At 49.2% G+C, this 24,150-nt stretch carries 26 protein-coding genes and 1 other RNA gene; 16 read left to right on the top strand and 11 right to left on the bottom strand.

The features are described 5' to 3' along the window. The 3 genes from AC2T0J_RS12800 (at window position 1) to AC2T0J_RS12790 (ending at window position 4,442) form a co-directional block, all read left to right on the top strand. Window positions 1-744, top strand: coding sequence for a sulfite exporter TauE/SafE family protein (locus tag AC2T0J_RS12800; protein ID WP_489806200.1), 744 nt, complete (start codon window positions 1-3; stop codon window positions 742-744). Between the two features lie 121 nt (window positions 745-865). Beyond that, window positions 866-2,794: an alpha-amylase family glycosyl hydrolase gene (locus tag AC2T0J_RS12795; protein WP_489806199.1), complete on the top strand. Its 1,929-nt coding sequence runs from the start codon at window positions 866-868 to the stop codon at window positions 2,792-2,794. Between the two features lie 232 nt (window positions 2,795-3,026). After that, window positions 3,027-4,442, top strand: coding sequence for a DUF945 family protein (locus AC2T0J_RS12790; protein ID WP_489806198.1), 1,416 nt, complete (start codon window positions 3,027-3,029; stop codon window positions 4,440-4,442). Between the two features lie 91 nt (window positions 4,443-4,533). Here the strand turns inward: AC2T0J_RS12790 and rnpB are convergent. Then, an RNA gene (gene rnpB, locus AC2T0J_RS12785) (RNase P RNA component class A) lies at window positions 4,534-4,890 on the bottom strand. Between the two features lie 40 nt (window positions 4,891-4,930). Further along, window positions 4,931-5,635 carry a pirin family protein gene (locus AC2T0J_RS12780; RefSeq protein WP_489806197.1) on the bottom strand — a complete coding sequence of 235 codons (705 nt, stop codon included), beginning with the start codon at window positions 5,633-5,635 and terminating at the stop codon, window positions 4,931-4,933. A 110-nt stretch (window positions 5,636-5,745) separates the two neighbouring features. Between AC2T0J_RS12780 and AC2T0J_RS12775 the strand changes: the two genes are divergently transcribed. Next, a complete protein-coding gene (locus AC2T0J_RS12775) occupies window positions 5,746-6,651 on the top strand; it encodes a LysR family transcriptional regulator (RefSeq protein ID WP_489806196.1) in 906 nt (301 codons plus the stop codon). Window positions 6,652-6,700: 49 nt separating this feature from the next. Here the strand turns inward: AC2T0J_RS12775 and AC2T0J_RS12770 are convergent, their stop codons facing one another. After that, window positions 6,701-7,423, bottom strand: coding sequence for a YebC/PmpR family DNA-binding transcriptional regulator (locus tag AC2T0J_RS12770; RefSeq protein ID WP_489806195.1), 723 nt, complete (start codon window positions 7,421-7,423; stop codon window positions 6,701-6,703). 105 nt (window positions 7,424-7,528) lie between these two features. Beyond that, complete coding sequence (gene zapE, locus AC2T0J_RS12765) at window positions 7,529-8,629, bottom strand: cell division protein ZapE (protein ID WP_489810336.1); 1,101 nt, start codon at window positions 8,627-8,629, stop codon at window positions 7,529-7,531. A 444-nt stretch (window positions 8,630-9,073) separates the two neighbouring features. On the opposite strand from zapE, the gene AC2T0J_RS12760 reads away from it, so the two are divergent. From AC2T0J_RS12760 to AC2T0J_RS12740, 5 genes are all read left to right on the top strand, one after another. Continuing rightward, a complete protein-coding gene (locus AC2T0J_RS12760) occupies window positions 9,074-9,514 on the top strand; it encodes a ZapG family protein (RefSeq protein ID WP_489806194.1) in 441 nt (146 codons plus the stop codon). 80 nt (window positions 9,515-9,594) lie between these two features. Further along, a complete protein-coding gene (locus tag AC2T0J_RS12755) occupies window positions 9,595-10,962 on the top strand; it encodes a DegQ family serine endoprotease (protein WP_489806193.1) in 1,368 nt (455 codons plus the stop codon). 187 nt (window positions 10,963-11,149) lie between these two features. Continuing rightward, window positions 11,150-11,335 (top strand): hypothetical protein, encoded by a 186-nt coding sequence (locus AC2T0J_RS12750; protein ID WP_489806192.1) that lies wholly within the window; start codon window positions 11,150-11,152, stop codon window positions 11,333-11,335. Window positions 11,336-11,370: 35 nt separating this feature from the next. Beyond that, window positions 11,371-12,411, top strand: a complete 1,041-nt coding sequence (locus AC2T0J_RS12745) for a trypsin-like peptidase domain-containing protein (protein ID WP_489810335.1) — start codon at window positions 11,371-11,373, stop codon at window positions 12,409-12,411. A gap of 80 nt (window positions 12,412-12,491) precedes the next feature. Then, window positions 12,492-12,965 carry a hypothetical protein gene (locus AC2T0J_RS12740; RefSeq protein WP_489806191.1) on the top strand — a complete coding sequence of 158 codons (474 nt, stop codon included), beginning with the start codon at window positions 12,492-12,494 and terminating at the stop codon, window positions 12,963-12,965. Between the two features lie 14 nt (window positions 12,966-12,979). On the opposite strand, the gene murA is transcribed toward AC2T0J_RS12740, so the two are convergent. The 7 genes from murA to mlaF form a co-directional block, all read right to left on the bottom strand. After that, a complete protein-coding gene (gene murA / locus AC2T0J_RS12735; RefSeq protein WP_489806190.1) occupies window positions 12,980-14,242 on the bottom strand; it encodes a UDP-N-acetylglucosamine 1-carboxyvinyltransferase in 1,263 nt (420 codons plus the stop codon). Window positions 14,243-14,260: 18 nt separating this feature from the next. Then, the gene (locus AC2T0J_RS12730) at window positions 14,261-14,518 is read right to left on the bottom strand and encodes a BolA family protein (protein ID WP_489806189.1); all 258 of its coding nucleotides are present in this window, start codon (window positions 14,516-14,518) and stop codon (window positions 14,261-14,263) included. A 21-nt stretch (window positions 14,519-14,539) separates the two neighbouring features. Then, window positions 14,540-14,833, bottom strand: coding sequence for an STAS domain-containing protein (locus tag AC2T0J_RS12725; RefSeq protein WP_489806188.1), 294 nt, complete (start codon window positions 14,831-14,833; stop codon window positions 14,540-14,542). Beyond that, complete coding sequence (locus AC2T0J_RS12720; protein ID WP_489806187.1) at window positions 14,833-15,507, bottom strand: MlaC/ttg2D family ABC transporter substrate-binding protein; 675 nt, start codon at window positions 15,505-15,507, stop codon at window positions 14,833-14,835. The genes AC2T0J_RS12725 and AC2T0J_RS12720 overlap by 1 nt, the downstream gene beginning before the upstream one ends. A gap of 62 nt (window positions 15,508-15,569) precedes the next feature. Continuing rightward, entirely contained in the window at window positions 15,570-16,040 is a 471-nt protein-coding gene (gene mlaD, locus AC2T0J_RS12715) for an outer membrane lipid asymmetry maintenance protein MlaD (RefSeq protein WP_489806186.1), read from the bottom strand. A 15-nt stretch (window positions 16,041-16,055) separates the two neighbouring features. Next, window positions 16,056-16,832, bottom strand: a complete 777-nt coding sequence (gene mlaE, locus AC2T0J_RS12710; RefSeq protein ID WP_489806185.1) for a lipid asymmetry maintenance ABC transporter permease subunit MlaE — start codon at window positions 16,830-16,832, stop codon at window positions 16,056-16,058. Next, window positions 16,829-17,629: a phospholipid ABC transporter ATP-binding protein MlaF gene (gene mlaF / locus AC2T0J_RS12705; RefSeq protein ID WP_489806184.1), complete on the bottom strand. Its 801-nt coding sequence runs from the start codon at window positions 17,627-17,629 to the stop codon at window positions 16,829-16,831. The genes mlaE and mlaF overlap by 4 nt, the downstream gene beginning before the upstream one ends. Before the next feature lie 650 nt (window positions 17,630-18,279). On the opposite strand from mlaF, the gene AC2T0J_RS12700 reads away from it, so the two are divergent. The 7 genes from AC2T0J_RS12700 to AC2T0J_RS12670 all read left to right on the top strand — a co-directional run bounded on the left by AC2T0J_RS12700 (window position 18,280) and on the right by AC2T0J_RS12670 (window position 24,139). After that, window positions 18,280-19,236, top strand: coding sequence for a calcium/sodium antiporter (locus AC2T0J_RS12700; protein WP_489806183.1), 957 nt, complete (start codon window positions 18,280-18,282; stop codon window positions 19,234-19,236). Further along, window positions 19,236-20,216, top strand: coding sequence for a KpsF/GutQ family sugar-phosphate isomerase (locus AC2T0J_RS12695; RefSeq protein WP_489806182.1), 981 nt, complete (start codon window positions 19,236-19,238; stop codon window positions 20,214-20,216). The genes AC2T0J_RS12700 and AC2T0J_RS12695 overlap by 1 nt, the downstream gene beginning before the upstream one ends. After that, window positions 20,216-20,770, top strand: coding sequence for a 3-deoxy-manno-octulosonate-8-phosphatase KdsC (gene kdsC, locus AC2T0J_RS12690; protein WP_489806181.1), 555 nt, complete (start codon window positions 20,216-20,218; stop codon window positions 20,768-20,770). The genes AC2T0J_RS12695 and kdsC overlap by 1 nt, the downstream gene beginning before the upstream one ends. Continuing rightward, window positions 20,767-21,330 carry an LPS export ABC transporter periplasmic protein LptC gene (gene lptC, locus AC2T0J_RS12685; protein WP_489806180.1) on the top strand — a complete coding sequence of 188 codons (564 nt, stop codon included), beginning with the start codon at window positions 20,767-20,769 and terminating at the stop codon, window positions 21,328-21,330. Before kdsC ends, lptC begins: the two co-directional genes overlap by 4 nt. Continuing rightward, window positions 21,299-21,871 carry a lipopolysaccharide transport periplasmic protein LptA gene (gene lptA / locus AC2T0J_RS12680; RefSeq protein WP_489806179.1) on the top strand — a complete coding sequence of 191 codons (573 nt, stop codon included), beginning with the start codon at window positions 21,299-21,301 and terminating at the stop codon, window positions 21,869-21,871. Before lptC ends, lptA begins: the two co-directional genes overlap by 32 nt. After that, entirely contained in the window at window positions 21,868-22,593 is a 726-nt protein-coding gene (gene lptB, locus AC2T0J_RS12675; protein ID WP_105936567.1) for an LPS export ABC transporter ATP-binding protein, read from the top strand. Before lptA ends, lptB begins: the two co-directional genes overlap by 4 nt. A 67-nt stretch (window positions 22,594-22,660) precedes the next feature. Then, window positions 22,661-24,139 (top strand): RNA polymerase factor sigma-54, encoded by a 1,479-nt coding sequence (locus AC2T0J_RS12670; protein WP_489806178.1) that lies wholly within the window; start codon window positions 22,661-22,663, stop codon window positions 24,137-24,139. Window positions 24,140-24,150 lie beyond the last annotated feature (11 nt).

Genomic DNA, 24,150 nt, shown 5'->3' with positions numbered 1-24,150 from the left:
TTGATTTTTGCTTCACTCACTGGTTTTGACATAGCGTTGGTGCTGGCTATTGGTTTTATGGTTGGCCTGGCCAAAGCCGGGATCCACGGTCTGACATTGTTATCAGTGCCACTGCTTGCCTTGCTATTTGGCGGTAAGCATTCCTCTGGCGTAATGTTACCTATGCTGATCATGGCCGATATTTTTGCCGTGCATCATTATCACCGCCATGCTAACTGGCAGTTCCTTATGAAACTCTTCCCGTCAGCATTTGTCGGGGTAGTTATTGGCACCTGGCTGGGCGACCACATTAACGATGCGCTGTTTATGCAAATTATGGCGGTGATTATTTTTGCCAGTGTGGGCCTTATGCTCTGGCTAGAGCGCAATAAATCTGCGGTACCAGACTATACCTGGTTCGCCATTCTGGCGGGGGTGCTTGGTGGTTTTACCACCATGGTAGGCAACCTCGCCGGCTCGGTAATGGCCGTTTACTTACTGAGTATGCGCCTGCCTAAGAATGAATTTATTGGCACCGCTGCCTGGTTTTTCCTGGTAATCAATATCTTCAAAGTACCCTTCCATGTGTATGTATGGGAAACCATCTCCTGGCCAAGTTTTACTTTAAACCTTATCGCCTTACCCCTGATAATTGCCGGTGTGTACTTAGGGATCTGGCTGGTAAAGCGGATCAACGAAAAACACTATCGTTGGCTGGTAATTGGCATGACATTACTGGCTGCGGCAGCATTATTGCCCGGCTAGTTGTTACCATGGTTGGCATGATCTCACAAAAGAGATTTGCATCGTTGAATACGTATGTATGTGTTTTTACGGAAAATCAACCGCTATGCTTGGGGAAAAGTCAATTGAGAGAGCCTAGCCCATGCTCCATTGTTACCGAAGCAAAGCCAGAAAAGGCCTTTCTTTAAGCGTTCTGGCTGCGTTATTGTTAGGGTGTAATCCATCCCCAACGACGAATAAGGCCAACGTGACTGCCAGCCACAAACAACCGCATCAGCAAGCCTCCCTGGCAGCAGGCAAGCCGGTGGTATATCAGGTTTTCACCCGTTTATTCGGGAATAAAAATACCACTAACAAACCGTGGGGCACGCTTCAGGAAAATGGTGTAGGTAAATTCGCTGATTTTACCGACGATGCGCTACAAGGCATTAAAGAACTGGGCATCACGCACATCTGGTATACCGGGGTGCCTCACCACGCGGTGATTAATGATTACAGCACCTATGGTATCAGCGATGACGACCCGGATGTGGTGAAAGGCCGTGCTGGCTCGCCTTATGCGGTAAAAGATTATTACAATGTAAATCCCGATTTAGCGGTTGATCCAGCCAACCGTCTGGCTGAATTTGAAGCGCTCATCGAACGAACCCATGCCCATGACATGAAAGTGATCATTGATATTGTGCCTAACCATGTGGCGCGCAACTATCATTCTATTTCGCGTCCGGGTGGTGTCAGCGACTTCGGTACAGAAGATAATACCGCGGTCACTTATGCCAGGGACAATAATTTCTATTACGTGGTAGGCCAATCATTCAAGGTCCCCGCCGCCGATAACGGATATCAGCCTCTTGGTGGCGAGCCCCACCCACTAGCTGACGGTAAGTTCGATGAAAACCCGGCTAAGTGGACGGGCAACGGTTCGCGGGCGGCCCAACCCGATACCAATGACTGGTATGAAACCGTAAAGGTCAATTACGGTATCCGGCCGGACGGCAGTAAAGACTTTCCATTGCTGCCCACTGGCTTTGAACAACTAAACCATGCCGCCCACGCCGCCTTTTGGCAAGACAAAGACGTGCCTGATTCCTGGCAGAAATTTCGGGATATCACACACTATTGGCTCGATAAAGGCGTAGACGGCTTTCGTTACGACATGGCCGAAATGGTACCGGTTGAGTTTTGGTCTTATTTAAATTCGTCGATTAAAGTACGCAACCCTGATGCCTTTTTACTGGCTGAAGTATATCAACCGCACCTTTACCGTGATTATCTTCAGCTGGGTAAAGTGGACTATCTTTACGATAAAGTGGCATTTTATGATTCGCTAAAAGCCGTTATGCAGGGCCGGGGCGATACTGCAGACCTGGTATCCATACAGACGGACATGCAGGATATCGAGCGTCATATGCTGCATTTTCTGGAAAATCATGATGAGCAGCGAATTGCCGCTCCTGCATTTGCCGGGGATGCCGACAAAGGCAAACCGGCGATGGTGGTATCGGCGCTAATCAGCCGCTCACCAACCATGATCTACTTTGGTCAGGAAGTGGGCGAAGATGGCAGTGAAGACATGGGCTTTGGTGATCCGTCCCGCACCACTATCTTTGATTACGCCGGCGTACCCGCCCACCAGCGCTGGATGAATAACGGTGCTTTTGATGGCGGCCAACTAACAGAAAAAGAGCACGCACTGCGTGACTTCTACCGCCGGGTTCTCACTATATCGGCACACTATCCGGCCATGAGAGGTAACTATTCCAGCCTGCATTCACCGAGCCTCGCCAACCACAGCGATTATTCATCGGCACAGCTGGCCTTTGCCCGCTGGTCAGACACACAACACATGATTGTTGCCGCCAACTTTAATGCCACCACACCAGCAACTATTGAGCTCACCGTGCCAAAGAAGTTGCTCTTAAAGTGGCAGTTAACACAGGGTGAAGTTGCTTTAACAGAACACCTCAATCTACCTCAAACAACTAATACATTAATTGTCGATGGCGAAACCGGCCTGATACACCTCACCTTACCGCCACTGGGCTCCGTGGTGTATACCGTTGATCGCTAAACGTATTACACAACCTAAAATTAAAGGGGTCAGAGTACATTAATCTTCTAATTAATGTACTCTGACCCCTTTAATTTACTTTACCTTTTTGATTTCGTGAAGTTTTACGATAAAGTGCACGCACATGGATTTGTTGTTTAAGCAGTCTTGGTTATTAACATTGAATTAAGCTCAGTCAGGCTGTCTTATCAATGTTGCATATTTTTATTTGTAGATGAAACAAGGAAGTACAATGAAGAAAATTTCCCTTATAGTTTTGCTGTTAGTGCTCGTCGCTGGCCTGGTAGGCCCTCACTTTGCGGGCAACTCGTTTAACCAGCAGTTAGACGACTTCGCAGCAAAAATCAGCGAACAGCCCTTTTATGAGGCCAGCATTGTAAGCCGCGAACAAAGCTGGTTTTCAACCACCGCCTCTTTAGTTATTAGTCTGGATGGTGCGGCATTTGGCCCTCAGGCGGATGAGGTTGAGAAGTCAAAGCTTTCCCTGACCATTCCGATTGAAGCCCAGCACGGCCCATTGTTAACCCAGTCGGGATTAGGCGTGGGCTGGATAGACTGGCAAGTGAATATGGCCATCGATGATCCTGAGGGTCGCTTTACACTGCCCGAGGGTGAAGAGTATATCTACTCCGCCACGGGGATTGTGAACCTGTTTGGTACCGTTTCCTACCATGATGTGATGCCTGCGTTTACCTTCACCCATCCTGAAATGGCGTTAACGGTCTCAACCACCGGTTGGCAGGGCTATGCAAGTTTAAGCTCAGACACGATAGATTCAGAAACCGTTGAGGCGATGTCTTTAGCGTTATCTGTTCAGGGTACCCAAATAGCGACTATCGAAAACGTCTCTGTTGCTACCGATTTAGAGACCGGCTTGATGCAGGCCTGGAACAACTCTCTGTATGACGGTGTGGCTTCTTTTACCATCGGTAAAGTGATCATTGTGGATCCAACTACCAGTGAAGAAACCAAGCTGAACAATATCGTTATGGACTCTGTAACCAGTTTCGATAAAACCGCCGGGTTGGGTGATGTGCTGCTCTCAACAAAAGTAGCCAGCTTTGTTAACGATACTGTTGCAATGCAGAACATCCAGTTTGATTTTGAGATGGCAAAACTGCAAGGCAGCTTTTTAAAAGCCTATCAAAAAATGACAGAAGACATTATGAACGAGCCTGAACAGGCTGATAGTGTAATGCAGGCGTTTTTAAAAGACGCCGGTCTTGCTCAGTTACAGGCTGACCCTGAAATCAATCTACCGGTGATTAAAGGCGTTATTAATGAGTCGAAATTTGAGGGATACGCAAACAGCAAACTGGTAGGCATAAAGGCCCTGCCAGACACCATGGAAGACGCCAGGTTTTGGGCTGAGCACGCCGTGGTAGACGCTAAGTTAGCCATTGAGGAAGGTGCAGCGTTATTCATCGCTGAACTGATTCTAAAAAGCCAGCTGGCGGCTAACCCCCAATTTGCCGTTATGAGTGATGAAGAGCAAAAAGCCTTAATCGCACAGCAAACTCAGGCAACCATTAATGCGTTTATTCAGCAAGGCATCCTGAGCGAGACTGATGAAGGTTATGAAATCACCTTTAGTATGGAAAACGCTGAGGCTATGTTGAATGGTCAGCCCATGGGACTGCCTTTCTAGCGACATCCCCTTCCCTAAAAGGAAGAAGGAAACAAAGGGGTCAGAGTACATTAATTAGTCGATTAATGTACTCTGACCCCTTTAATTTAGGAGGGGGAGCTGGCCATAAGCCGGGTTCTGTTCTCTTACGAGTGGCAATCATTCCTCTAGGCCAGCAATCGCTCACTGGCTCAAGCAACCTACCCGCCTCCCGTGCGGGCCGCACGTGTAGGAGGCCTATTTGGTCTTGCTCCGGGTGGAGTTTACCGTGCCACAAACTGTTGCCAGTTGCGCGGTGCGCTCTTACCGCACCCTTTCACCCTTACCGGCGCCGAAGCGCTTAGGCGGTTTACTCTCTGCTGCACTGGTCGTCGGCTCGCGCCGCCCAGACGTTATCTGGCACCCTGCCCTCTGGAGCCCGGACTTTCCTCCCCTTTCTTACGAAAGCGGCGATTGCCTGGCCAACTCCGGCGCGCATTGTAGCTAAGTTCGCCACCACACGCCATGGTTTAATTTACCGGCAGATCAAAATAGAGGATATGCAAATCGTTAGTCTGGCTCACCTCAACGGTTTCACCAGCGGCAAAGGCAACGCCATCACCGGCTGATACGGTTTCGTCATTGACCACCGCACTACCACCGATTACCTGTAACCAGCCGATGCGGCTTTCATTGCCTGCATATTGCCAGTCACTGCCATCAAGCAGTTTTCCGGCGAGTACCGACACATCCCGATAAATCCGCAGCGATTCACCTTCGCCGTGTCGCGAAAATATCAGGGTGGGCGCTTTAGCTGGCTCAAGTAGCCCGGCAAAATGTTTTTGCACATAGCCTGGTGCGACATTGGCCTGGTCTGGCACCACCCAGATTTGCAGAAACTGCACCAGCGACTGTTTACTGTGGTTGAACTCGCTATGACGAATGCCGGTACCGGCTGTCATTTTTTGCACATCACCGGGGCGGATAACCGATTCGTTGCCTTCACTGTCTTTGTGCGCCAGCTCACCGCTTAGTACATAAGAAATGATTTCCATGTTGGCGTGACCATGTTCCCCAAACCCGCTACCAGGCTGCACAACGTCCTGATTAATAACGCGCAGCGGGCCATGGCCCATATAACGCTGGTCATAATAATGACCAAATGAGAACGAATGCTGTGACTGTAGCCAACCTAAATTAACCTGGCCTCTTGCAGCCGCTTTACGAATTTCCATAACAGGCTCCTTAATTGTGATATGAAGATCTTATCAGCAGCCATAATAAGGACAATAACCAAAATTAAAGATACACTGTCGCATATCATGCAACAAAATAGAGTAAAAAGATGGATAAGCTTGGTGCCATGCGCGCCTTCATTAATGTTGCTCGTCAGGGCAGCTTCGCCAGCGCCGCCCGACAAATGGGTTTGTCCCGCTCACAAATAAACCGCCAGGTGGTGTGGCTGGAAGATAACCTGGGGGTGAGCTTATTTAATCGCACTACCCGAAAAGTGGATTTAACCCATGCCGGGCAAGCCTATCTGACCAATATCCTGCCGCTGCTGGAAAATCTCGATGACACCGAATTACAACTGCAGGAAAACCAGCAAACCCTCTCCGGTACTATTAAAATTAATGCCCCAATGTCGTTTGGTCTGACTCACCTGACCCCGGTAGTACTGGATTTTATGCAGGCGTATCCGCAAATTCAGGTGCAACTGGACCTATCGGATGAAAAACGTGATCCGCTGTCGAACCAGTTTGATATGACGCTACGTATTGGCCCGCCAGAGACCAATCCTGCCCTAATTGAACATGATATTACTTATACCTCCCGCTGCATCTGCGCAGCGCCAGCGTTTTTACAACGCCACGGGACGCTCCATTCACCGGATCAACTAAAAGAACTGCCATGCCTGCAGTACGGCAACCTGGTGCATGGCAATTACTGGGATCTGTTGTACCAGAACAAATCACAGCGTGTGCGCATTAACGGCGTGTTGAGTTCCAATAACGGCGACGTGTTAAGGCAGGCGGCGATAAAAGGGATGGGATTAGCACTGCTGCCAACCTTCATTGTGGGCGAGTCCATAGCCAGAGGACAACTGGTGCCGGTACTCCAGGCCTGGCAACCTGCGCCGTTATTAATTTCGTTACTGTATGCGCCTAATCGCCATATGGCCATGCGCCTGAGTGTGTTTGTGAAGTATATTCAGACGGCCTTTGAGCAAGAGAATTTTCTGCTCGAGTAAGCACAAAAAAGCCCGGTTGACCGGGCTTCTTCTATATTGGCAAACCGTTTTAGCTTGGCGTGATCGCGTTGTGATACACGTCCTGGACGTCATCACAGTCGTTGAGCATTTCCATGAATTTCTCAAACATGGGCATGTCATCTTCGCTGATTTCGACTTCGGTTTGCGGAATAAAGCTGATTTCTTCGGCTTCAAATTCCAGCTCGGGCTTAGCGTCTGTCAGCGCAGTTTTTACTTTGTAAAACTCCGTGTGTGGCGCGTAAACCGAGATTTTGCCGTCTTCACATTCCACATCCGTCACGTCTACATCGGCTTCCATGAGGATTTCGAGGATTTCGTCTTCATCGTCACCGGCAAAAATGAAAATCGCCTGGTGTTCAAACATATGCGCTACCGCACCCTGGGCACCAATTTTAGCCCCGGTTTTGGTAAAGCAGTTACGTACATCGGTAATAGTCCGGTTGTTGTTATCGGTCAGACAGTCCACGATCACCATGCAGTTACCCGGGCCAAATCCTTCGTAACGAGCCGGCACAAAATCTTCACCCGCACCACCAGCAGCTTTATCGATTGCTTTTTCAATAACGTGGCTGGGAACCTGATCTTTTTTGGCTTTTTCCATCAGGCGTTTGAGCGACAGGTTGGTATCCGGATCCGGGCCACCATTTTTGGCGCACACGTAAATTTCTTTACCGTATTTAGAATAGACTTTAGTTTTAGCGCCGGCCGTTTTGGCCATGGCGTTTTTTCTTACTTCGAATGCTCTTCCCATCTTAGGTATCTCTTGTTGTTTCCAGCTTGATCGCTACGCATTGCGCCCAGGCTGGCGAATGCATTTATACAGGGCTAATGCCCCGATTTTAACGACTTTTATGATTTAAGGTAAGTGTTCTCTGCCCAAATATTCATGGGATTGCATTTCCTGTAAGCGGCTCAGACACCGTTTAAACTCAAAATTGAGCATGCCTTCAGTGTAGAGAGCTTCCAGGGTAACTTCTGCTGACATAATGAGCTTAACATGGCGCTCATAAAACTCATCAACCATGGCAATAAACCGTCGCGCCACATCGTCATTGCCCTGCCCCATTTGCTTTACGTTAGCCAGTAATACGGTATGGTAACAACGACTCAGTTCAATGTAATCAGACTGGCTACGCGGGCCTTCACACAGCACTTTGAAGTCGATCATTAATACGCTGTCGGAATCACGCAGGGTTTGCAAGGTACGATGATTCACCTCAATGGTCGCATGCGGGTCACCTTCACCATGGGCCAGTTGCACAAAATAGTTATTGAGGTTAACCAGGGCCTGCTCGTCCAGCGGATAATGGTAGATTTCGGCCTGTTTTAGAGTACGCAACCGATAATCTACGCCGCTATCAACATTCACCACATTACAGTGTTTGTTGATCAGCGCAATGGCTGGCAGGAATCGTGCACGCTGAAGTCCGTTACGATACAACTCATCAGGCACGATGTTGGAGGTCGCGACCAGAACAATACCCTGGGCGAACAACGCTTCCATCAGGGTACCCAGGATCATCGCATCGGTAATGTCGGAGACGAAAAACTCATCAAAACAAATGATCCGGGTTTCGCTGGCCAGCTTAGTGGCAATAATATCCAACGGGTCCTGCTTTCCGCCTAATAACTTAAGCTCTTCATGCACGCGGTGCATAAAACGGTGGAAATGCACCCGCATTTTGTTTTCAAAGGGCAAGCACTGAAAAAAGGTATCCACCAGGTAGGTTTTACCGCGGCCAACGCCACCGTAAAAATAAATGCCCTGCACTGGTGTTGTGGCCGGCTTACCACCAAACAACGACTTTATCTTGCTGGCAAAGCCACCTTGTGAAGCCGGCTGACGAAGCAAATCTTCGTATAATCGCTGTAACTCACGTACGGCATTTTCCTGAGCCGGATCGTGTTTAAAGTCTTCGCGGGTCAGGTCTTGCTGATATTTTTCCCAAGGCGTCATCGCCTGCTGTTCTCCTGTAGAGACTGATTTGTTCATATAAGGCCCGGTAGCAGACCATCAACGTTGCATTGACAGGGACAAACACAAGAGTGATTTTAACTTGCCAGCACAACTCAGTGTTTTGCCACACTGACTGGTTGGGCGTCTCAGCCCCGAATGGAATGATATTATGCCTTAAATTTGCACTAACACCAACGCAACACCGTATAAAGCAACGGATAGTGCGATAAATGGAACGATCAAAGCCTGAGCGATGGCCCGAAAGAAGGCCATTAACGACACATTTTGCCACAATAAGTCAGGGCAAAGTGTGTTAGCTCTTGCTATAGTCTCAGTTATGCATAGTATGCAGCATACGATGCGTTTACTGTCGAAGTTTGGCAGCGGAAAGTCACGATGAAACCTGTCGGGATGTTCCGGTTAACAGTTACATTGGAGAAAATAATGGAAGTGGTTATCCCCTTAGCAATGCTGGCAATTGGTTTAATTATTGGTTTTTTTGTTGCCCGGTTTATGTACACCAAAGAAGGGGCAGTTAAAGCCAACGAGGCCGTTGAAAAGGCCATTAAGGAATTGCTCGCACAGCAGTCTCAGCACCATATTTTTCAGGTAAAACAATCCATCGAGGCTATTGAAAAACAATGTAATGGCCTTAAACAGAGTTTATCTGAATACGAAGACCTGCTTGAAACAACGGATTCAGACGCTGCACCGGCGGTACCGTTTTTTGGCGAACACACCACCGCCTATTTACGGAACAACCTTAAAGGTGCGGAGAAAAACAAACCAAATGCGAACAGTGATACCCAGCCACTGGATTTTGCTAACCACAGTTCGGGGTTATTCGTCGGCAATACTGTGCCATCTGCCGATGAGAAAAAATAACTCACGGAACTTTTCAGGCAAACATACAGTCTGTGGATAGGTAATTGCGATTCGCAATGAGACTAGGAGTGTATGTGTCTATGAATAAGTCTTTTCGAAAGCTTGTGTTGGTATCAGCGGTGGTTACCAGTACATTAGGTATGTCTGTTTCCACGCAAGCTGCTCTTCCGTTTTTTAGTGACAGTAAACAAGAAGTACCGACCCTGGCGCCTATGCTGGAAGAGGCGATGCCTGCGGTAGTAAGCATCGCCGTGGAAGGTACTCAAACCTCACGCCAGCAGGTGCCGGAAATGTTCCGTTATTTCTTCGGCGGGCCCTCAGAGCAAGCTCGGGAGCGCCCGTTCCGGGGCTTAGGGTCTGGCGTTATTATCGATGCCGACAAAGGTTATGTAGTAACAAACGCCCACGTGGTAGCCAACGCAGATGAAATTACCGTTAAGCTAACCGATGGCCGTGAGTTTACGGCTAAGAAACTAGGTGCCGACGAGCAAAGTGACGTGGCGCTGTTAAAAATTGAACCCGACGACCTCACTGCCCTGCCACTGGCCGATTCAGACAAAGCCCGTGTCGGCGATTTTGTGGTGGCCATTGGTAACCCGTTTGGCCTGTCACAAACCGTAACTTCAGGTATCGTTAGTGCGCTTGGTCGTTCCGGTCTGAACATCGGAGGCTATGAAGACTTCATTCAAACCGACGCAGCGATCAACCGCGGAAATTCTGGTGGTGCACTGGTTAACTTACACGGTGAATTAGTGGGGATTAATACAGCCATCTTCGGTCCCAATGGTGGCAATGTCGGCATCGGGTTTGCTATCCCCGCCAACATGATGAAGAGTCTGGTAGATCAAATCACTGAGTTTGGTGAAGTTCGCCGCGGCTTGTTGGGAATTCTGGGCAGTAATGTAGACCAGGGCCTGGCCGAAGCGATGAATTCAGAAGTGAACAAAGGCGCATTCGTTAGTGAAGTACAACCCGACTCCGCAGCCGACAAAGGCGGTGTTAAGGCTGGTGACATCATTGTAGCGGTTAACGACAAAGAACTGCACAGCTTTGCTGAATTACGTGCCAAAATAGCCAGTATGGGAGCGGGTGCTGAAGTAGAACTCACCGTGATCCGCAAGGGTAAGACGCTGGAACTGGATGTCATCCTGGACGATGCAACGCAAAACGAAGTGGTTGCCGAGCAAATCCATCCGGCTCTGCAAGGTGCAACACTTATCAATGGCGAAGATGCCGACGGTAATGCAGGCGTACTGGTTAGCGAAATTGCTGAAGGTTCACCGGCGCTGCGCATTGGCCTTCGCGAAGAAGACGTAATATTACAAGTTGGCCGCCAACGGGTAACCAACGTGATGGAATTCCGTGACGCCATCGAAAACACCAAAGGTGTTATCGCTATGAACGTCCGTCGGGGCAATGCATCACTTTACGTGGTAATTCGTCAGTAATTTACGTTTAACTTGATACAAAGGCGACCTTCGTGTCGCCTTTTTTGTGTCTGCAATTTGTGGATTTTTGAGTGCCGTTATACTGGCTCCAAATAATAGCATCACCCCGGCCCCAAATAATAACGTCATCCCGCCCTCCGAGCCGGAACCTGCTTACCAACCTGACTACCGGTAAAGGTTCTTCTGAATGAGCAGAGCTGCTCAGGAGATCGCGGATATTTCCTGCGGAAATTCCGTGACTGCAGGATTGGTTAAAATCTCGATGTTGGAGTTGTTTGGCAAAACTACTTATATCCTTCGTGACGAAAATGTTATGCTTATTACCATTATCAATTTCCCTGGGTTGTGGCAGGCCCAACGTCAAGCAGAATAAGAATTAACGTGGCGAGCAGACAACTCTTTTCATTTATGTTTCGTTCAGTCTTTTTAGGGCTGGTAGTCGCTTTACTGATCCTGTTTCTGGTGCCGGATTTACGCCAGGGTACCGGTTTCGGCACCACTTGGTTGGCGCCAACACCCCAAAGTGCCAAGCGGGAGACCTATTATCCGGCCCTGAGTCACTCCGCTCCCGCTGTGGTTAACATCTACAGCGTTAGTATTGAGAACAATCCCAATTATTATAATCAGGCGCGGCAACGCACCAGTTTGGGTTCTGGCGTTATCATGACCGAATCCGGCTACATTCTTACCTGCCATCACGTGATTAAAGACGCCAGCAGTATTTTTGTGGCGCTACAGGATAATCGGGTAGCCGAAGCGCAAATTATCGGTTCCGACCAACTAACCGATTTGGCCGTGCTGAAAGTGAACGAAAACAACCTGCATGTCATTCCCCAGTTGGAGGAGCCCGACTTACGCGTGGGGGATGTAGTAATGGCCATTGGTAACCCTTACAATCTCGGTCAAACCATTACCCAGGGCATTGTTAGCCGAGCTGGCAGAACCGGCCTGTCCAACAGTTATGTCGATTTCATTCAGACTGACGCGGTACTCAACCAGGGTAACTCTGGTGGCGCACTGGTCGACAGTAACGGCTACCTGGTAGGCATAACTAACGCCAATTTCCAGGTGCGTGATGAGCGTCGCGGCACTTACATCGTCGACGGCATCAACTTTGCGGTACCTTACGAACTCGCGGTACGAGTAATGGAATCTATCATTACCAACGGCAAGGTCACCCGCGGTCAGTTAGGCTTTATCGGTGAAGAGTTGCGCGGCGGCCCCGGCATTGAAGTCAAAGCAGTAGCAGCTAATTCTCCCGCCGCTCAGGCCGGTTTACGCCCTGGGGATATTATTATGTCGATTGATGGTATTCGCCTTGAGAGCGCTTCTAAGGCGCTGGACATGATTGCGGAAACCCAACCCGGCACAGTACTGGAACTGGAAGTCAGCCGCAATGCCAGCCTGTTTACCATACAGGTTACCGTGGCTGAACTTCAACTTCAGTAGTGTTTTGTAAAAATTTGTGTTGTTTTCGAATTCGTCATCTATTATTGAGGTAATTGATCTGCAGTTCAGGAACAACTTTAATGGTAGAAGTGGTTGCCAAAGTCGACTCCAGCCCAAGCCTTAAGTACGGGAGTTACTCCATTCATATAAGCGGTAACCTGTTGTTACTGTTTTTCCGGGGCACCTGGTCAGAAAAGTGTGCGGCAGATTATATTCGCGACGTGTCACGTTTTCGTCTGGGACAAGGCCTCAATCATTTTGCATCCATAGCCATTATCAGCGAATGGCAACTGGGCACACCCGAAGCGATTAATATGGTCTCTAATGTGATCCGCCGGGGCGCTGAAATGGGCATGGTGGCGCAATGTCTTCTTACTGAAGGTAACAACCACCTGTCGTTGCATATTGCCCGGCAAAATGTTGAAAAAGCTTTTCCCGGTGCGATTACCGGCACTTCACTGGATGATTTCCTACCCGTCCTAAGACATCATGCAATTCACTTTGATGAACAGCGGGTACGGCATATTCTGGCGGCCAATGGCCGGTGTGACTAACGGGGTAGCCCGGGTTATTCACTAACCCGCGCTACCACTGCGCCTAAACCGCCTAATTTGTGCTCGATGGCTTCATAGCCCCGATCAAGGTGATAAATGCGACTAATATGAGTTTCGCCTTCGGCAACCAGTCCGGCAATTATCAGGCTGGCGGAAGCCCGCAAGTCGGTGGCCATTACTGGCGCGCCTTTCAACGAAGACTCACCTTTACTTACCGCACTGTTAGTTTCCAGCGCGATTTCCGCGCCCATGCGCTGTAACTCAGGTACGTGCATAAAGCGGTTTTCAAAGATGGTTTCCGTAATCACCCCGGTGCCCTTCGCTACTGCATTAAGTGCCACGAACTGGGCCTGCATATCGGTGGGGAACCCCGGGTGAGGTGCGGTTTTGACTGTCACCGCAGTTAATGGCGTAGTGCGGCGATCCAGTTCAATCCAGTCTTTACCCGTAGTGATAACAGCCCCGGCCTGTTGTAGTTTAGATAACACTGCGTCGAGGGTTTCGGGTGCCGCGTTTAAGCATTTAATATGACCACCGGTCACCGCAGCGGCCACCAGGTATGTACCGGTTTCAATACGGTCTGGTAACACGGCATAATCACAGCCGTTCAGGGCTTCAACACCGTGAATACGAATTTTATCAGTGCCGGCACCGGAGATGCGCGCCCCCATGCTGTTCAGGCAATTCGCCAGGTCAACAATCTCCGGCTCCCGGGCGGCATTTTCGATTATGGTCTCGCCATCGGCCAGTGCCGCGGCCATCATCAGGTTTTCGGTGGCACCAACACTCACAATATCCATAAAGATACGCGCGCCTTTCAAACGGCCCTCTACACTGGCCCGCACATAGCCTTCGTCCACATTGATAACCGCGCCCATTTTTTCAAGGCCTTCAAGGTGCAGGTTAACCGGTCTGGCACCAATGGCACAGCCTCCGGGCAAAGACACATTAGCCTTACCTAATCTGGCCAGTAGTGGGCCGAGCACCAGAATGGATGCTCGCATAGTACGCACTAATTCATAAGAAGCGGTATCACTGGAGAGTTCGGCAGCGTGCAACAGCACGGTATTGGTGCCCTGTTGCTCTACGCCCACGCCTAAACCTTTCAGCAACGCCTGGGTGGTGCTGATATCTTTAAGCTGAGGTACGTTGCTGTAACGGCAGGGCTGCGCCGTTAGCAAGCTGGTCATTAACAATGGCAAGGCGGCGTTTTTAGCACCAGAAATAACCACTTCGCCATTCAACGGCGGACTTTTTTTAATAATGAGTTTATCCACTGGTGAATCCTGCGTGGTTTATTGCGGCATATTAAACTGACGCTCGCGCTGCCAGTCTTTCTCAGTAAACGTTTTAATTGATACAGCATGCATTGAACCGTTGGCAATGAATGCATTCAGAGGAGCGTATACGGCTTGCTGACGTTTTAGCCGGCTCATTTCTGCAAAGGCATCGCTCACCGCTATCACGGTAAAATGAGAGCCGTCACCTGTTACATAAACTTCGGCTAAATCGAGTTTTTCTTTCAGCATGCTTTCAATTTCTTTAGTATCCATGACTCTCCGGCAGTATGATTTTTACCCGACCGGCAATACGTCGTCGAGTTCGCTGATTTTTGCCAATTTAAGCATTTTTTCCGGCAGGTTGCACAAGGTAATTTTAACCCCTTGTGCATTTCCCTCACGAATGGCGTTGAGTGTCCATGCAAGGCCTGCGCTGTCGACGCGCTGTACATCCTGAAAGTCGAATTCGCAATGTTTGGCAGCGCGCAGGCGCTGCTGTTCACTATTGCCCAGCGAAGACCACCATTCCTGACTCAGGGTCTGACGATCCAGAGCGCCGTTGAGTTTGATGGTTTGTTTATCGGTCACTATTCACCCGCCTCGCGAGTATTGCCATCCAGTGATTTGAGTTGGATAGGCTTGGCGATGCGCTCGCGCATAATTTCGATCACTTTTTCAATGCCTTCAGTGCGCATTACCGGCTCATATTGCTTAATTTCATTCTGCAGCATGCTGATACCTTCGGCCACCATGTCGTAAGCCTTCCATTCTTTGTCCTTTTTACGCACTTTGAAAGCCACTTTGATGTCCGGACGTTCGCCATCCCGGATAAGTGCACGTACAGTCACTGTTTTATCACCGTCAAAATCCTGTGGTGGCGAAAACAGGACTTCCTGATCATCGTAATAACTCAGCGCGTCCGCGTAACTGGTTACCAGATACTGGCGAAACACGCGAATATACTCAATCAGAGTTTTCCGATCGGTTTTCTTCATATCGAAATACTTGCCGAGTACTTTAAAGGCACTGTACTGATAATCGATATAGGGTAACAGCTCCTCATCCATGATCTCGCGCAGGATTTCAGGATTAGCGGCAATTTCCTGCTTTGAGGCTTTAATCCGTTCAAAGGTACGATTACCTACCTGTTCCACCATTTTATACGGGTCCTGGCTGTTAACCTCAGGCAGAGTATCCTGGGCACTGGCTGGCGCAACAACCATAATCAGTAATGTAAAAAATGCGGCAAATTTTGCTTTCAACTTCTTTCTCCTAACCTGACAAATAACGGCGGATCTTGTTATTAAAGACCGGCAGTTTGTCACTATTCTTCACTATTGCGGCTGAACAGGAACTGACCAATCAGTTCTTCCAGCACTAACGCTGAGCTGGTGTCCTCGATATAGTCACCTTCAGCCAGATTCTCAACCCCATCGATGGTAAAACCGGGTTCAAAACCAATATATTGTTCACCGAGTAAACCTGAGGTCAAAATAGACGCTGAACTGGTTTCAGGAAACTCGTTGTATTCGCTCTGGATAGTCAGTTCCACTACCGGGCTGTAATCATCTTTATCCAGCTTGATTGCATTCACACGACCAATGGTGACGCCGCCTACTTTTACTGGTGAGCGCACTTTCAAACCACCGATATTTTCAAACTTGGCATACAGGGTGTAGGTATCACCATCGGTTACCACCGTCTGATTAGCCACTCTTAATGCCAGTAGTAACAAGGCCGCAATTGTCATTAAGACAAACACGCCTACCATTAATTCCGTTTTATAACGATTCATCGTACCCAGCCCCCTTTATTCAATACCAAACATCAGGGCGGTGAGCACGAAGTCCAACCCTAATACTGCCAATGACGAAAACACCACGGTTTGTGTGGTTGCCTGACTGATACCTTCTGAGGTTGGTATCGAATCATATCCTTTAAATATGGCAACCCAGGTCACAACCAGGGCAAATACGAGGCTTTTTATCACCCCATTTATGACATCTTTGTCCCAATCGACCGTTGATTGCATGATTGACCAGTAACTGCCGGCATCCACGCCTAACCAGTCAACGCCAACGAGATGCCCGCCAAGTATACCGACTGCCGAAAAAATGAGCGCCAGCATTGGCATAGCAATTATACCGGCCCAAAAGCGGGGCGCGACCACGCGGCGCAGCGGATCAACCGCCATCATTTCCAGGCTGCTTAATTGTTCTGTGGCTTTCATTAGGCCAATTTCAGCAGTCAGCGCAGAACCTGCACGACCAGCAAATAATAAGGCGGTTACCACAGGCCCTAACTCACGCAGTAGCGAAAGCGCCACCATAGGGCCCAGGCTGCCCTCCGCACCGTAATCGGTGAGAATGGTGTAACCTTGCAACGCCATAACCATGCCAATAAACAGGCCTGACACAATGATGATCGCCAGTGACTGCACGCCCACTACATAAAGTTGACGAATGGTGAGTGGAATGTTCTTCAGACTGGGGGCTGCAAAGAGCGCCCCGAACAGCATTAATCCCGCTCGACCTGAGGCGGCTACCCGTTCCAGCGTGTTGCGACCGGTTTGTTGTATCCAGTTCAATCACTTTCTCCCAAAAATGCCTTGCGCAAATCGTCCGCCGGATAATGAAACGGCACCGGGCCATCGGCTTTTCCCTGCAAGAATTGCTGTACCAGCTCGGAATCACTGCCTTTAATTTGTTCGGCGGTGCCTTCCCCTATTACCCGCTGGTCGGCGAGAATATAAATATAATCAGCGATGGTCAGTACCTCAGTAACATCGTGCGTTACCACAATACTGGTCAGGTTGAGGGCATCATTAAGCTCGCGAATAAGTTTTACCAGCACGCCCATGGAAATCGGGTCCTGACCGGCAAACGGCTCATCGTACATAATTAAATCCGGATCCAGCGCGATTGCCCTGGCCAGCGCGGCCCGCCGGGCCATACCGCCGGATAGCTCGCTGGGCATCATCTGAGCAGCACCACGCAACCCGACAGCCTGTAGCTTAAGAGCAACGATGGTAGCGATGATAGATTCCGATAATTTTGTGTGCTCGCGCAGCGGAAAAGCGACGTTATCAAATACTGTCATGTCGGTGAACAACGCGCCACTCTGAAACAGCATGCTCATACGACGACGATTATGATAAAGCGCTTTGCGACTCATTGCCGGGATGGACTCACCGTCAAAGGTAATATCCCCACCGTCAGGTATGAGCTGTCCGCCTATCAGCTTAAGCAACGTGGTTTTGCCTATTCCGCTCGGGCCCATCACAGCAGTGATTTTACCTTTGGGTACACGTAGGGAGATACCGTCATAAATAACGCGCTCCCCGCGGGAAAAGGTCATATTGTTTACGTCGACTAAATAGTCCATGTTACTTTGCATTTCCTGTGCAGGCCTTAGCCTTGGAAGTCCGGTTACACTGCCCGACTCCGGTTTATCTTTTGTGCGTTCATTGTATGTCGGTTTGCTTAATCTGCCTAAACCGAAAAAGTTACAATTTATATCACGAACGCCACTGCAGGATACAGCCTGCCAGCGAAGTATATTAGGTTTTCATTATCCGCTATTCGTCCGGAAATTCCGTTTTATTTAACGAATCACATTGTTCTATGCTGTAGAATAAATGCTGAATCTTCGCTGAAACTAGTACTGCTCACTGTGAGTCGGGATTCTACCATAGTATAAGTTGATTACATACATTCATGTAGGTATATTTAATAACCAGCTATACATAGTGCTTAATTCGAAGACTAATCAATTACTTGCCAACTGCTACCAGATGTAACCGCAGCTATCTCTGTGACACTCTACACAAGCATACGTTCCATGACGATGCGACTTCCGTATAGAAAAGCTTCCTCTTTAGTCATTAAAACGCCCTGGGCGTTTATAAAGTTCACGGGTTAATTACCGCTCTACTTTTAATAAGACCGTGTTTAGGCGTTTTTCTCGCAGGCTAAACATAGGAATAAGCGTATTTTTTTGCGAGAATACAACTTTCGATGGATGCAGGCTTTTTTGTGATACTTCAGATAGCTATTTTTCTGGCCGGACTTGCGGTACTAAGCTGGAGTGCCGACAAATTTGTTTTCGGCGCCTCTGCCCTGGCCAAGAACATCGGCATATCTCCCATGATGATTGGCCTGACGATTGTGGCCATGGGTTCTTCTGCACCAGAAATTGTGGTCTCTGCGGTGGCATCCATCAACGGTAACCCCAATACCGCAGTAGGCAATGCACTGGGGTCGAATATTACCAATATTGGCCTGGTGCTTGGCATCACCGCCCTTATAAAGCCCTTACTGGTGTCGTCGACTACCCTGAAACGCGAATTCCCTTTGTTACTGATCATCAACCTGATTGCCGTTTATTTCCTGTCTGACGGCGAATTATCCTCCCTGGAAGGCATTATTCTTATTTTACTGTTTGTTTTTGTGTTAGCCGGAATGGCCTGGATTTCTCTACTGGTCGATAAAGGCGATCCGCTGATGAATGAGACCAGCGATGAAATTCCTGACGCAGTAGAAACCTCCCATGCCGTTATGTGGATAGGCCTGGGGCTGGTCCTGTTGCCCTTGAGCGCCCAGTTTATGGTAGACTCCGCCGTTCATATCGCCCGACATTTCGGCATGAGCGATCTGGTAATAGGCTTAACCATAATTGCTCTGGGCACCAGCCTGCCAGAATTAGCGGCCAGTGTGGCCGGTGTGCTGAAAGGAGAAGACGACCTCGCCCTGGGTAACGTTATCGGGTCGAACATCTTTAATTTGCTGGCGGTGCTCGGTATGCCGGGGCTTATTGCGCCGGGTGTGCTTGATGAAAATGCCGCCCACCGGGATGCGCTGGTGATGCTGGGACTGACCCTGCTATTATTAGTGTTTAGTTTTAATTTCCGTGGGACACGACAAATCAATCGTGTCGAGGCGGCCTTGCTAGCAGGCTGCTACCTGGTTTATCAGTATTGGTTATTTGCCTAATGACGTCACAACAACAATCTTCCTTTATAGAATCGGCCAAGCGCGTTGTTACAATCGAACAAGCCGCGATTGCCGCGCTGGGCGAGCGCTTTGATGAACGCTTTGTGAAAGCCTGCGAGCTACTTAAAGACTGTCAGGGCAAGGTGGTGGTCAGTGGCATGGGTAAATCCGGTCACGTGGGTAACAAGATTGCCGCCACTCTTGCCAGTACCGGGACGCCCGCATTTTTTATGCACCCGGGTGAGGCCAATCACGGCGATCTTGGGATGCTGGGTTCAAACGATGTGTTGTTAGCCATTTCTAACTCAGGCGAAACCGGTGAACTACTCAACCTGTTGCCCGTAGTGAAACGCCTGAATGTCCCGGTGATTGCCATGACCAACCGCGCCGACAGTACCCTGGGCAAACATGCCGACGTGGTACTCGACATTGGTGTAGAACAGGAAGCCTGTACGCTGGGCCTGGCGCCAACCACCAGCACCACCGTTACGCTGGTAATGGGCGATGCTCTGGCTGTTGCTCTGCTGGACGCCAACGGCTTTACCTCGGATGACTTTGCTCTATCTCACCCTGGTGGCAGCCTGGGCCGCAAATTGCTGCTCACCGTGGCGGACATTATGCTCTCTGGTGATGAAATCCCGCTGGTCCCCGAGCAGGCAACGGTGTCTGAGGCACTGTTGGAAATCTCCCGCAAGGGCCTGGGACTGACCGGTATCACCGATACGCAGCGTAACCTGCTGGGTGTATTTACCGACGGCGATTTACGCCGCCTGCTGGATGCCCGGGCGGATATTCATAATACGCGCGTAGAAGAAGTGATGACCCGTGGTTGTATCACCTCCCATGGTGAAGACCTTGCTGTAGAAGCACTCAATTTAATGGAGCAATATAAAATCAGCGCCCTGTTGGTGGTTGATGAAAACAACCAGCCAGTGGGAGCGTTTAACATGCACATGCTGTTAAAAGCCGGAGTACTGTGATGAGCCTGGTAAAAACCCTGTATACTGAACTTCCTGAGGCTTTTTACCAGCAGTTGCAACAGGTTAAGCTGCTGGTTTGCGATGTCGACGGCGTATTTTCAGATGGTCGCATTTATCTGGGTAACCAGGGCGAAGAATTAAAAGCCTTTCACACCCGCGATGGCTACGGCGTTAAAGCACTGGTTAATGCCGGCGTCGAAGTGGCAGTAATTACCGGCCGACGTTCAGCTATCGTTAAGGACCGTATGACATCATTAAAGGTATCTCACATTATCCAGGGTGAAGAAAACAAAGCCGACGCGCTGGCTGAATTAATCGCCTCACTGGGACTTACCCGGGAACAGGTGGCAGCAATTGGTGATGATATGCCGGATACCGGCATGTTTACGCACAGCGCAGTTAACATTGCGGTGAAGGATGCCCATCCACAGGTTATTATGCAGGCAAACTGGGTTACCACCCTACCGGGCGGCTTTGGTGCGGTAAGGGAAGTGTGTGACACCCTGCTGCAAGCCAATGATAGTTTACACGGTATTTTAGGAGCCAGTGTATGAGTAAAGTAGGCCTGAGCATTGCCTGCCTGTTTATTCTGGCCACATTGCTTTACCTGCCCGGTTTTCTGGCCGAAGATCCGGTGATCACCCCGGATCAGGATGTGCTGGCCATTACACCGAGTTATAAAGCCCGTAACCTGACCACCACATTATATAATGAACAAGGTCAGCGCGTGCATGAAGTATTTTCATCCACCATGGAAAACTACGAGCAGTTAGGCTTTGTGCTGTTTTTAGCACCGCAATATACGATTTACCAGGAGTCTGACGAGCCGCCCTGGCAGGTAGTCGCCGACGAAGGTACGTTGTATGATAACAATATGATACAACTGGAAAATAACGTAGTTATTGTAAGTAAAAACCAGGCTGACTTTGTGCAGCGGGTAACCACTGACTACCTTGAGATAGATTTGGACCAACAAACCATGGTGTCCGAAGCCAGGGTGGAAATTTCGGGGCCTGATTTCCTGATATTGAGTAACGGACTTCGCGCCAACCTATTGAATAAAACTTATGAGTTGAATCATCATGTGCAAACGACTTATTCCCCTGCTAACTAGCCTGTCGCTGGCACTATCGCCGGCCGTGGTGCTGGCAGCCAAATCTGATTTCAAAAAAGACATCGAGGTGTTTTCCGAGTCGCAGTTCCTGGATGGTAAAAATAAAAAGTCCATTCTGATTGATAATGTGCAGGTTACCCAGGGCTCACTTAGCATTAAGGCCGACCGGGTTGAAGTAGAAGCCGGCGGCGGCAAAGGCAAGGAAGTATTTATCGCTACCGGAAAACCTGCTGTCTACAGCCAGACCCTGGACGATGGCCGGGTAGTTGAAGCCCGCGCATTTGAAATCCGTTATGAAGTAGCTAATCGCACCATTTCTCTGGCTGGCGATGCCGAATTAAATCAGAATACCAGTGTGGTAAAAGGTGAAACCATCGTTTACGACATGGAAAAAGAACAACTTAAAGCCACCGGTGACGGCAGCGGCAGTGAGGATGGCCGGGTGCGCACCGTATTTAGTCTGGAAGACATTGAAGCCGTGCGCGACGAAAGCAAGGCCCGTGACAACACGGGCGACCAACAGGATAATGAAAACGAATGACCACCCTAACCGCCACCCACTTAGCTAAGTCGTATAAGTCCCGGCAGGTAGTAAGGGATGTCAGTGTTGAGGTGTCTGCCGGCCAGATAGTTGGCCTGCTGGGCCCCAATGGCGCCGGCAAAACTACCACGTTTTACATGATTGTGGGCCTGGTGGCGCTGGATAAAGGCGATATTCGCATCGACGAGATGGATCTGACCCGTCAGCCCATGCACGAACGTGCCCGCAATGGGATTGGGTATTTACCCCAGGAAGCCTCTATTTTCAGAAAGTTAACGGTTTTTGACAATATCATGGCAATATTGCAAACACGCAAGGACCTTTCGTCTGCCGAACAGCAAAATGAAGCGGATGCCCTACTTGATGAATTCAATATCAACCATATACGTAATAGTACAGGGATGAGTTTGTCGGGAGGAGAACGGCGTCGGGTAGAAATTGCCCGGGCGTTGGCAGCCAATCCGAAATTTATTTTGCTCGATGAACCCTTTGCGGGAGTTGATCCAATTTCGGTTAATGATATAAAGAAGATCATACAACATCTTCGTGACCGTGGAATTGGTATTCTGATTACTGACCACAACGTACGGGAAACCCTTGACGTCTGTGAAAAAGCCTACATTGTCAGTCAGGGTGAATTAATCGCCCAAGGCACTGCGGAACAGGTTTTGAGTAATCAAAAGGTCAAGGATGTATACCTGGGTGAGCAATTCAGGCTATAGTTAGATACATAAAGACAACATGTTTTGTCCCCATCAATAACAAGCAAGGCGTTAAGAACAGAAGTAGATGAAACCATCTTTACAGCTCAAATTTAGTCAACAACTTACTATGACGCCACAATTGCAGCAGGCGATTAAACTGCTGCAACTTTCTACCCTGGATTTACAACAGGAAATCCAGGAAGCACTCGATTCGAATCCGTTACTGGAAGTTGATGACACCAGCGACAACGATACTATAGAGAAAAGCAAGCTTGATGCTGAAGCCGATGCCGCCGCAACGGCCAGTACCGAGACCAGCATGGACACCAACGAGGCGCTCGAGAAAAACGAACTGCCCGATGAACTCCCTATCGACAGCACCTGGGATGAATATTACTCAGCATCATCGGCGCCTGCGCCTGGCCCGGCTTCAAATGACGATGACCAGGTTTTTCAGGGTGAAACTACCGACAACATCCAGGACCACCTGCTCTGGCAAATGCGCCTGACGCCCTTCAGTGATGTAGACCGCGCAATCGCCATTGCGATTATCGACTCAATTGACGAATCAGGCTATTTAACGGTAACAGTTGAAGATATCCTGCAGAGCGTCAATACTGAAGATATGGAAGAGCCGGTTGAAGCCGACGAAATTGAATGCGTACTAAAGCGGATTCAAATGTTTGACCCCATTGGCTCAGGTTCACGTACCCCTCAGGAGTGTCTACTGGTCCAGTTAAAACAGTTTGCTCCCGACACGCCATGGCTCAAGGAAGCAAAGATCCTTATCGAAGACTATGCCGACCTGCTGGGCAGCAAGGACTATCGCACCTTAATGCGTAAGTCACGCCTGAAGGAAGACGATTTGCGAGAAGCGATGCGCTTATTGCAAACCCTTAATCCGCGTCCAGGTAGTGCGCTAATTACCCAGGAACCTGAGTACGTTATTCCTGACGTATCGGTCACCAAGAAAAAAGGTCGTTGGGTGGTTGAACTTAACCCGGACAGTCTGCCAAAACTGAGCGTAAATCAACAATACGCTGCCATGAGCCGCCAGGCCCGTAACAGTTCAGATTCCCAGTTTATTCGCTCGCACATGCAAGAAGCCAAGTGGTTCATTAAGAGTCTGGAGTCGCGTAACGAAACCTTGCTCAAGGTAGCTAACTGCATTGTGCAGCAGCAAATGGGTTTTTTCGAACACGGCCCGGAAATGATGAAGCCTATGGTCCTCAATGACGTAGCCGAGATGGTCGATATGCATGAATCCACCATTTCGCGGGTTACTACCCAAAAGTACATGCACACCCCTCGCGGTATTTTTGAGTTGAAATACTTCTTCTCCAGCCACGTAGCCACTGAGTCTGGCGGAGAATGTTCATCCACTGCCATCCGCGCTCTGATCAAAAAACTGGTTGCCGCCGAGAAGCCCAGTAAACCACTAAGCGACAGCAAAATTGCTCAATTGTTGGCCGATCAAGGTATTAAAGTTGCCCGGCGAACAATAGCAAAATACCGGGAATCCTTGTCGATTCCACCGTCTAACCAACGCAAGAGCCTTATTTAGGCCGAAATATA

The organism is Alteromonas sp. ISO5, from assembly GCF_058105165.1.
Note: the sequence above shows the minus strand (reverse complement) of the source record. Positions and strands in the feature narration are given on the sequence as shown.

Bases quoted from the DNA above. Each gene is read 5' to 3' on its own strand.
- kdsC (WP_489806181.1), top strand. From the start codon at position 20,216: ATGAGCCTGGTAAAAACCCTGTATACTGAACTTCCTGAGGCTTTTTAC.
- AC2T0J_RS12740 (WP_489806191.1), top strand. From the start codon at position 12,492: ATGGTAGAAGTGGTTGCCAAAGTCGACTCCAGCCCAAGCCTTAAGTAC.
- AC2T0J_RS12695 (WP_489806182.1), top strand. From the start codon at position 19,236: ATGACGTCACAACAACAATCTTCCTTTATAGAATCGGCCAAGCGCGTT.
- AC2T0J_RS12770 (WP_489806195.1), bottom strand. From the start codon at position 7,423: ATGGGAAGAGCATTCGAAGTAAGAAAAAACGCCATGGCCAAAACGGCC.
- mlaF (WP_489806184.1), bottom strand. From the start codon at position 17,629: ATGGACTATTTAGTCGACGTAAACAATATGACCTTTTCCCGCGGGGAG.
- AC2T0J_RS12775 (WP_489806196.1), top strand. From the start codon at position 5,746: ATGGATAAGCTTGGTGCCATGCGCGCCTTCATTAATGTTGCTCGTCAG.
- AC2T0J_RS12750 (WP_489806192.1), top strand. From the start codon at position 11,150: ATGAGCAGAGCTGCTCAGGAGATCGCGGATATTTCCTGCGGAAATTCC.
- zapE (WP_489810336.1), bottom strand. From the start codon at position 8,629: ATGACGCCTTGGGAAAAATATCAGCAAGACCTGACCCGCGAAGACTTT.
- AC2T0J_RS12795 (WP_489806199.1), top strand. From the start codon at position 866: ATGCTCCATTGTTACCGAAGCAAAGCCAGAAAAGGCCTTTCTTTAAGC.
- AC2T0J_RS12790 (WP_489806198.1), top strand. From the start codon at position 3,027: ATGAAGAAAATTTCCCTTATAGTTTTGCTGTTAGTGCTCGTCGCTGGC.
- lptA (WP_489806179.1), top strand. From the start codon at position 21,299: ATGTGCAAACGACTTATTCCCCTGCTAACTAGCCTGTCGCTGGCACTA.
- AC2T0J_RS12670 (WP_489806178.1), top strand. From the start codon at position 22,661: ATGAAACCATCTTTACAGCTCAAATTTAGTCAACAACTTACTATGACG.
- AC2T0J_RS12745 (WP_489810335.1), top strand. From the start codon at position 11,371: ATGTTTCGTTCAGTCTTTTTAGGGCTGGTAGTCGCTTTACTGATCCTG.
- mlaD (WP_489806186.1), bottom strand. From the start codon at position 16,040: ATGAATCGTTATAAAACGGAATTAATGGTAGGCGTGTTTGTCTTAATG.
- AC2T0J_RS12760 (WP_489806194.1), top strand. From the start codon at position 9,074: ATGGAAGTGGTTATCCCCTTAGCAATGCTGGCAATTGGTTTAATTATT.
- AC2T0J_RS12730 (WP_489806189.1), bottom strand. From the start codon at position 14,518: ATGGATACTAAAGAAATTGAAAGCATGCTGAAAGAAAAACTCGATTTA.
- AC2T0J_RS12755 (WP_489806193.1), top strand. From the start codon at position 9,595: ATGAATAAGTCTTTTCGAAAGCTTGTGTTGGTATCAGCGGTGGTTACC.
- lptB (WP_105936567.1), top strand. From the start codon at position 21,868: ATGACCACCCTAACCGCCACCCACTTAGCTAAGTCGTATAAGTCCCGG.
- AC2T0J_RS12780 (WP_489806197.1), bottom strand. From the start codon at position 5,635: ATGGAAATTCGTAAAGCGGCTGCAAGAGGCCAGGTTAATTTAGGTTGG.
- lptC (WP_489806180.1), top strand. From the start codon at position 20,767: ATGAGTAAAGTAGGCCTGAGCATTGCCTGCCTGTTTATTCTGGCCACA.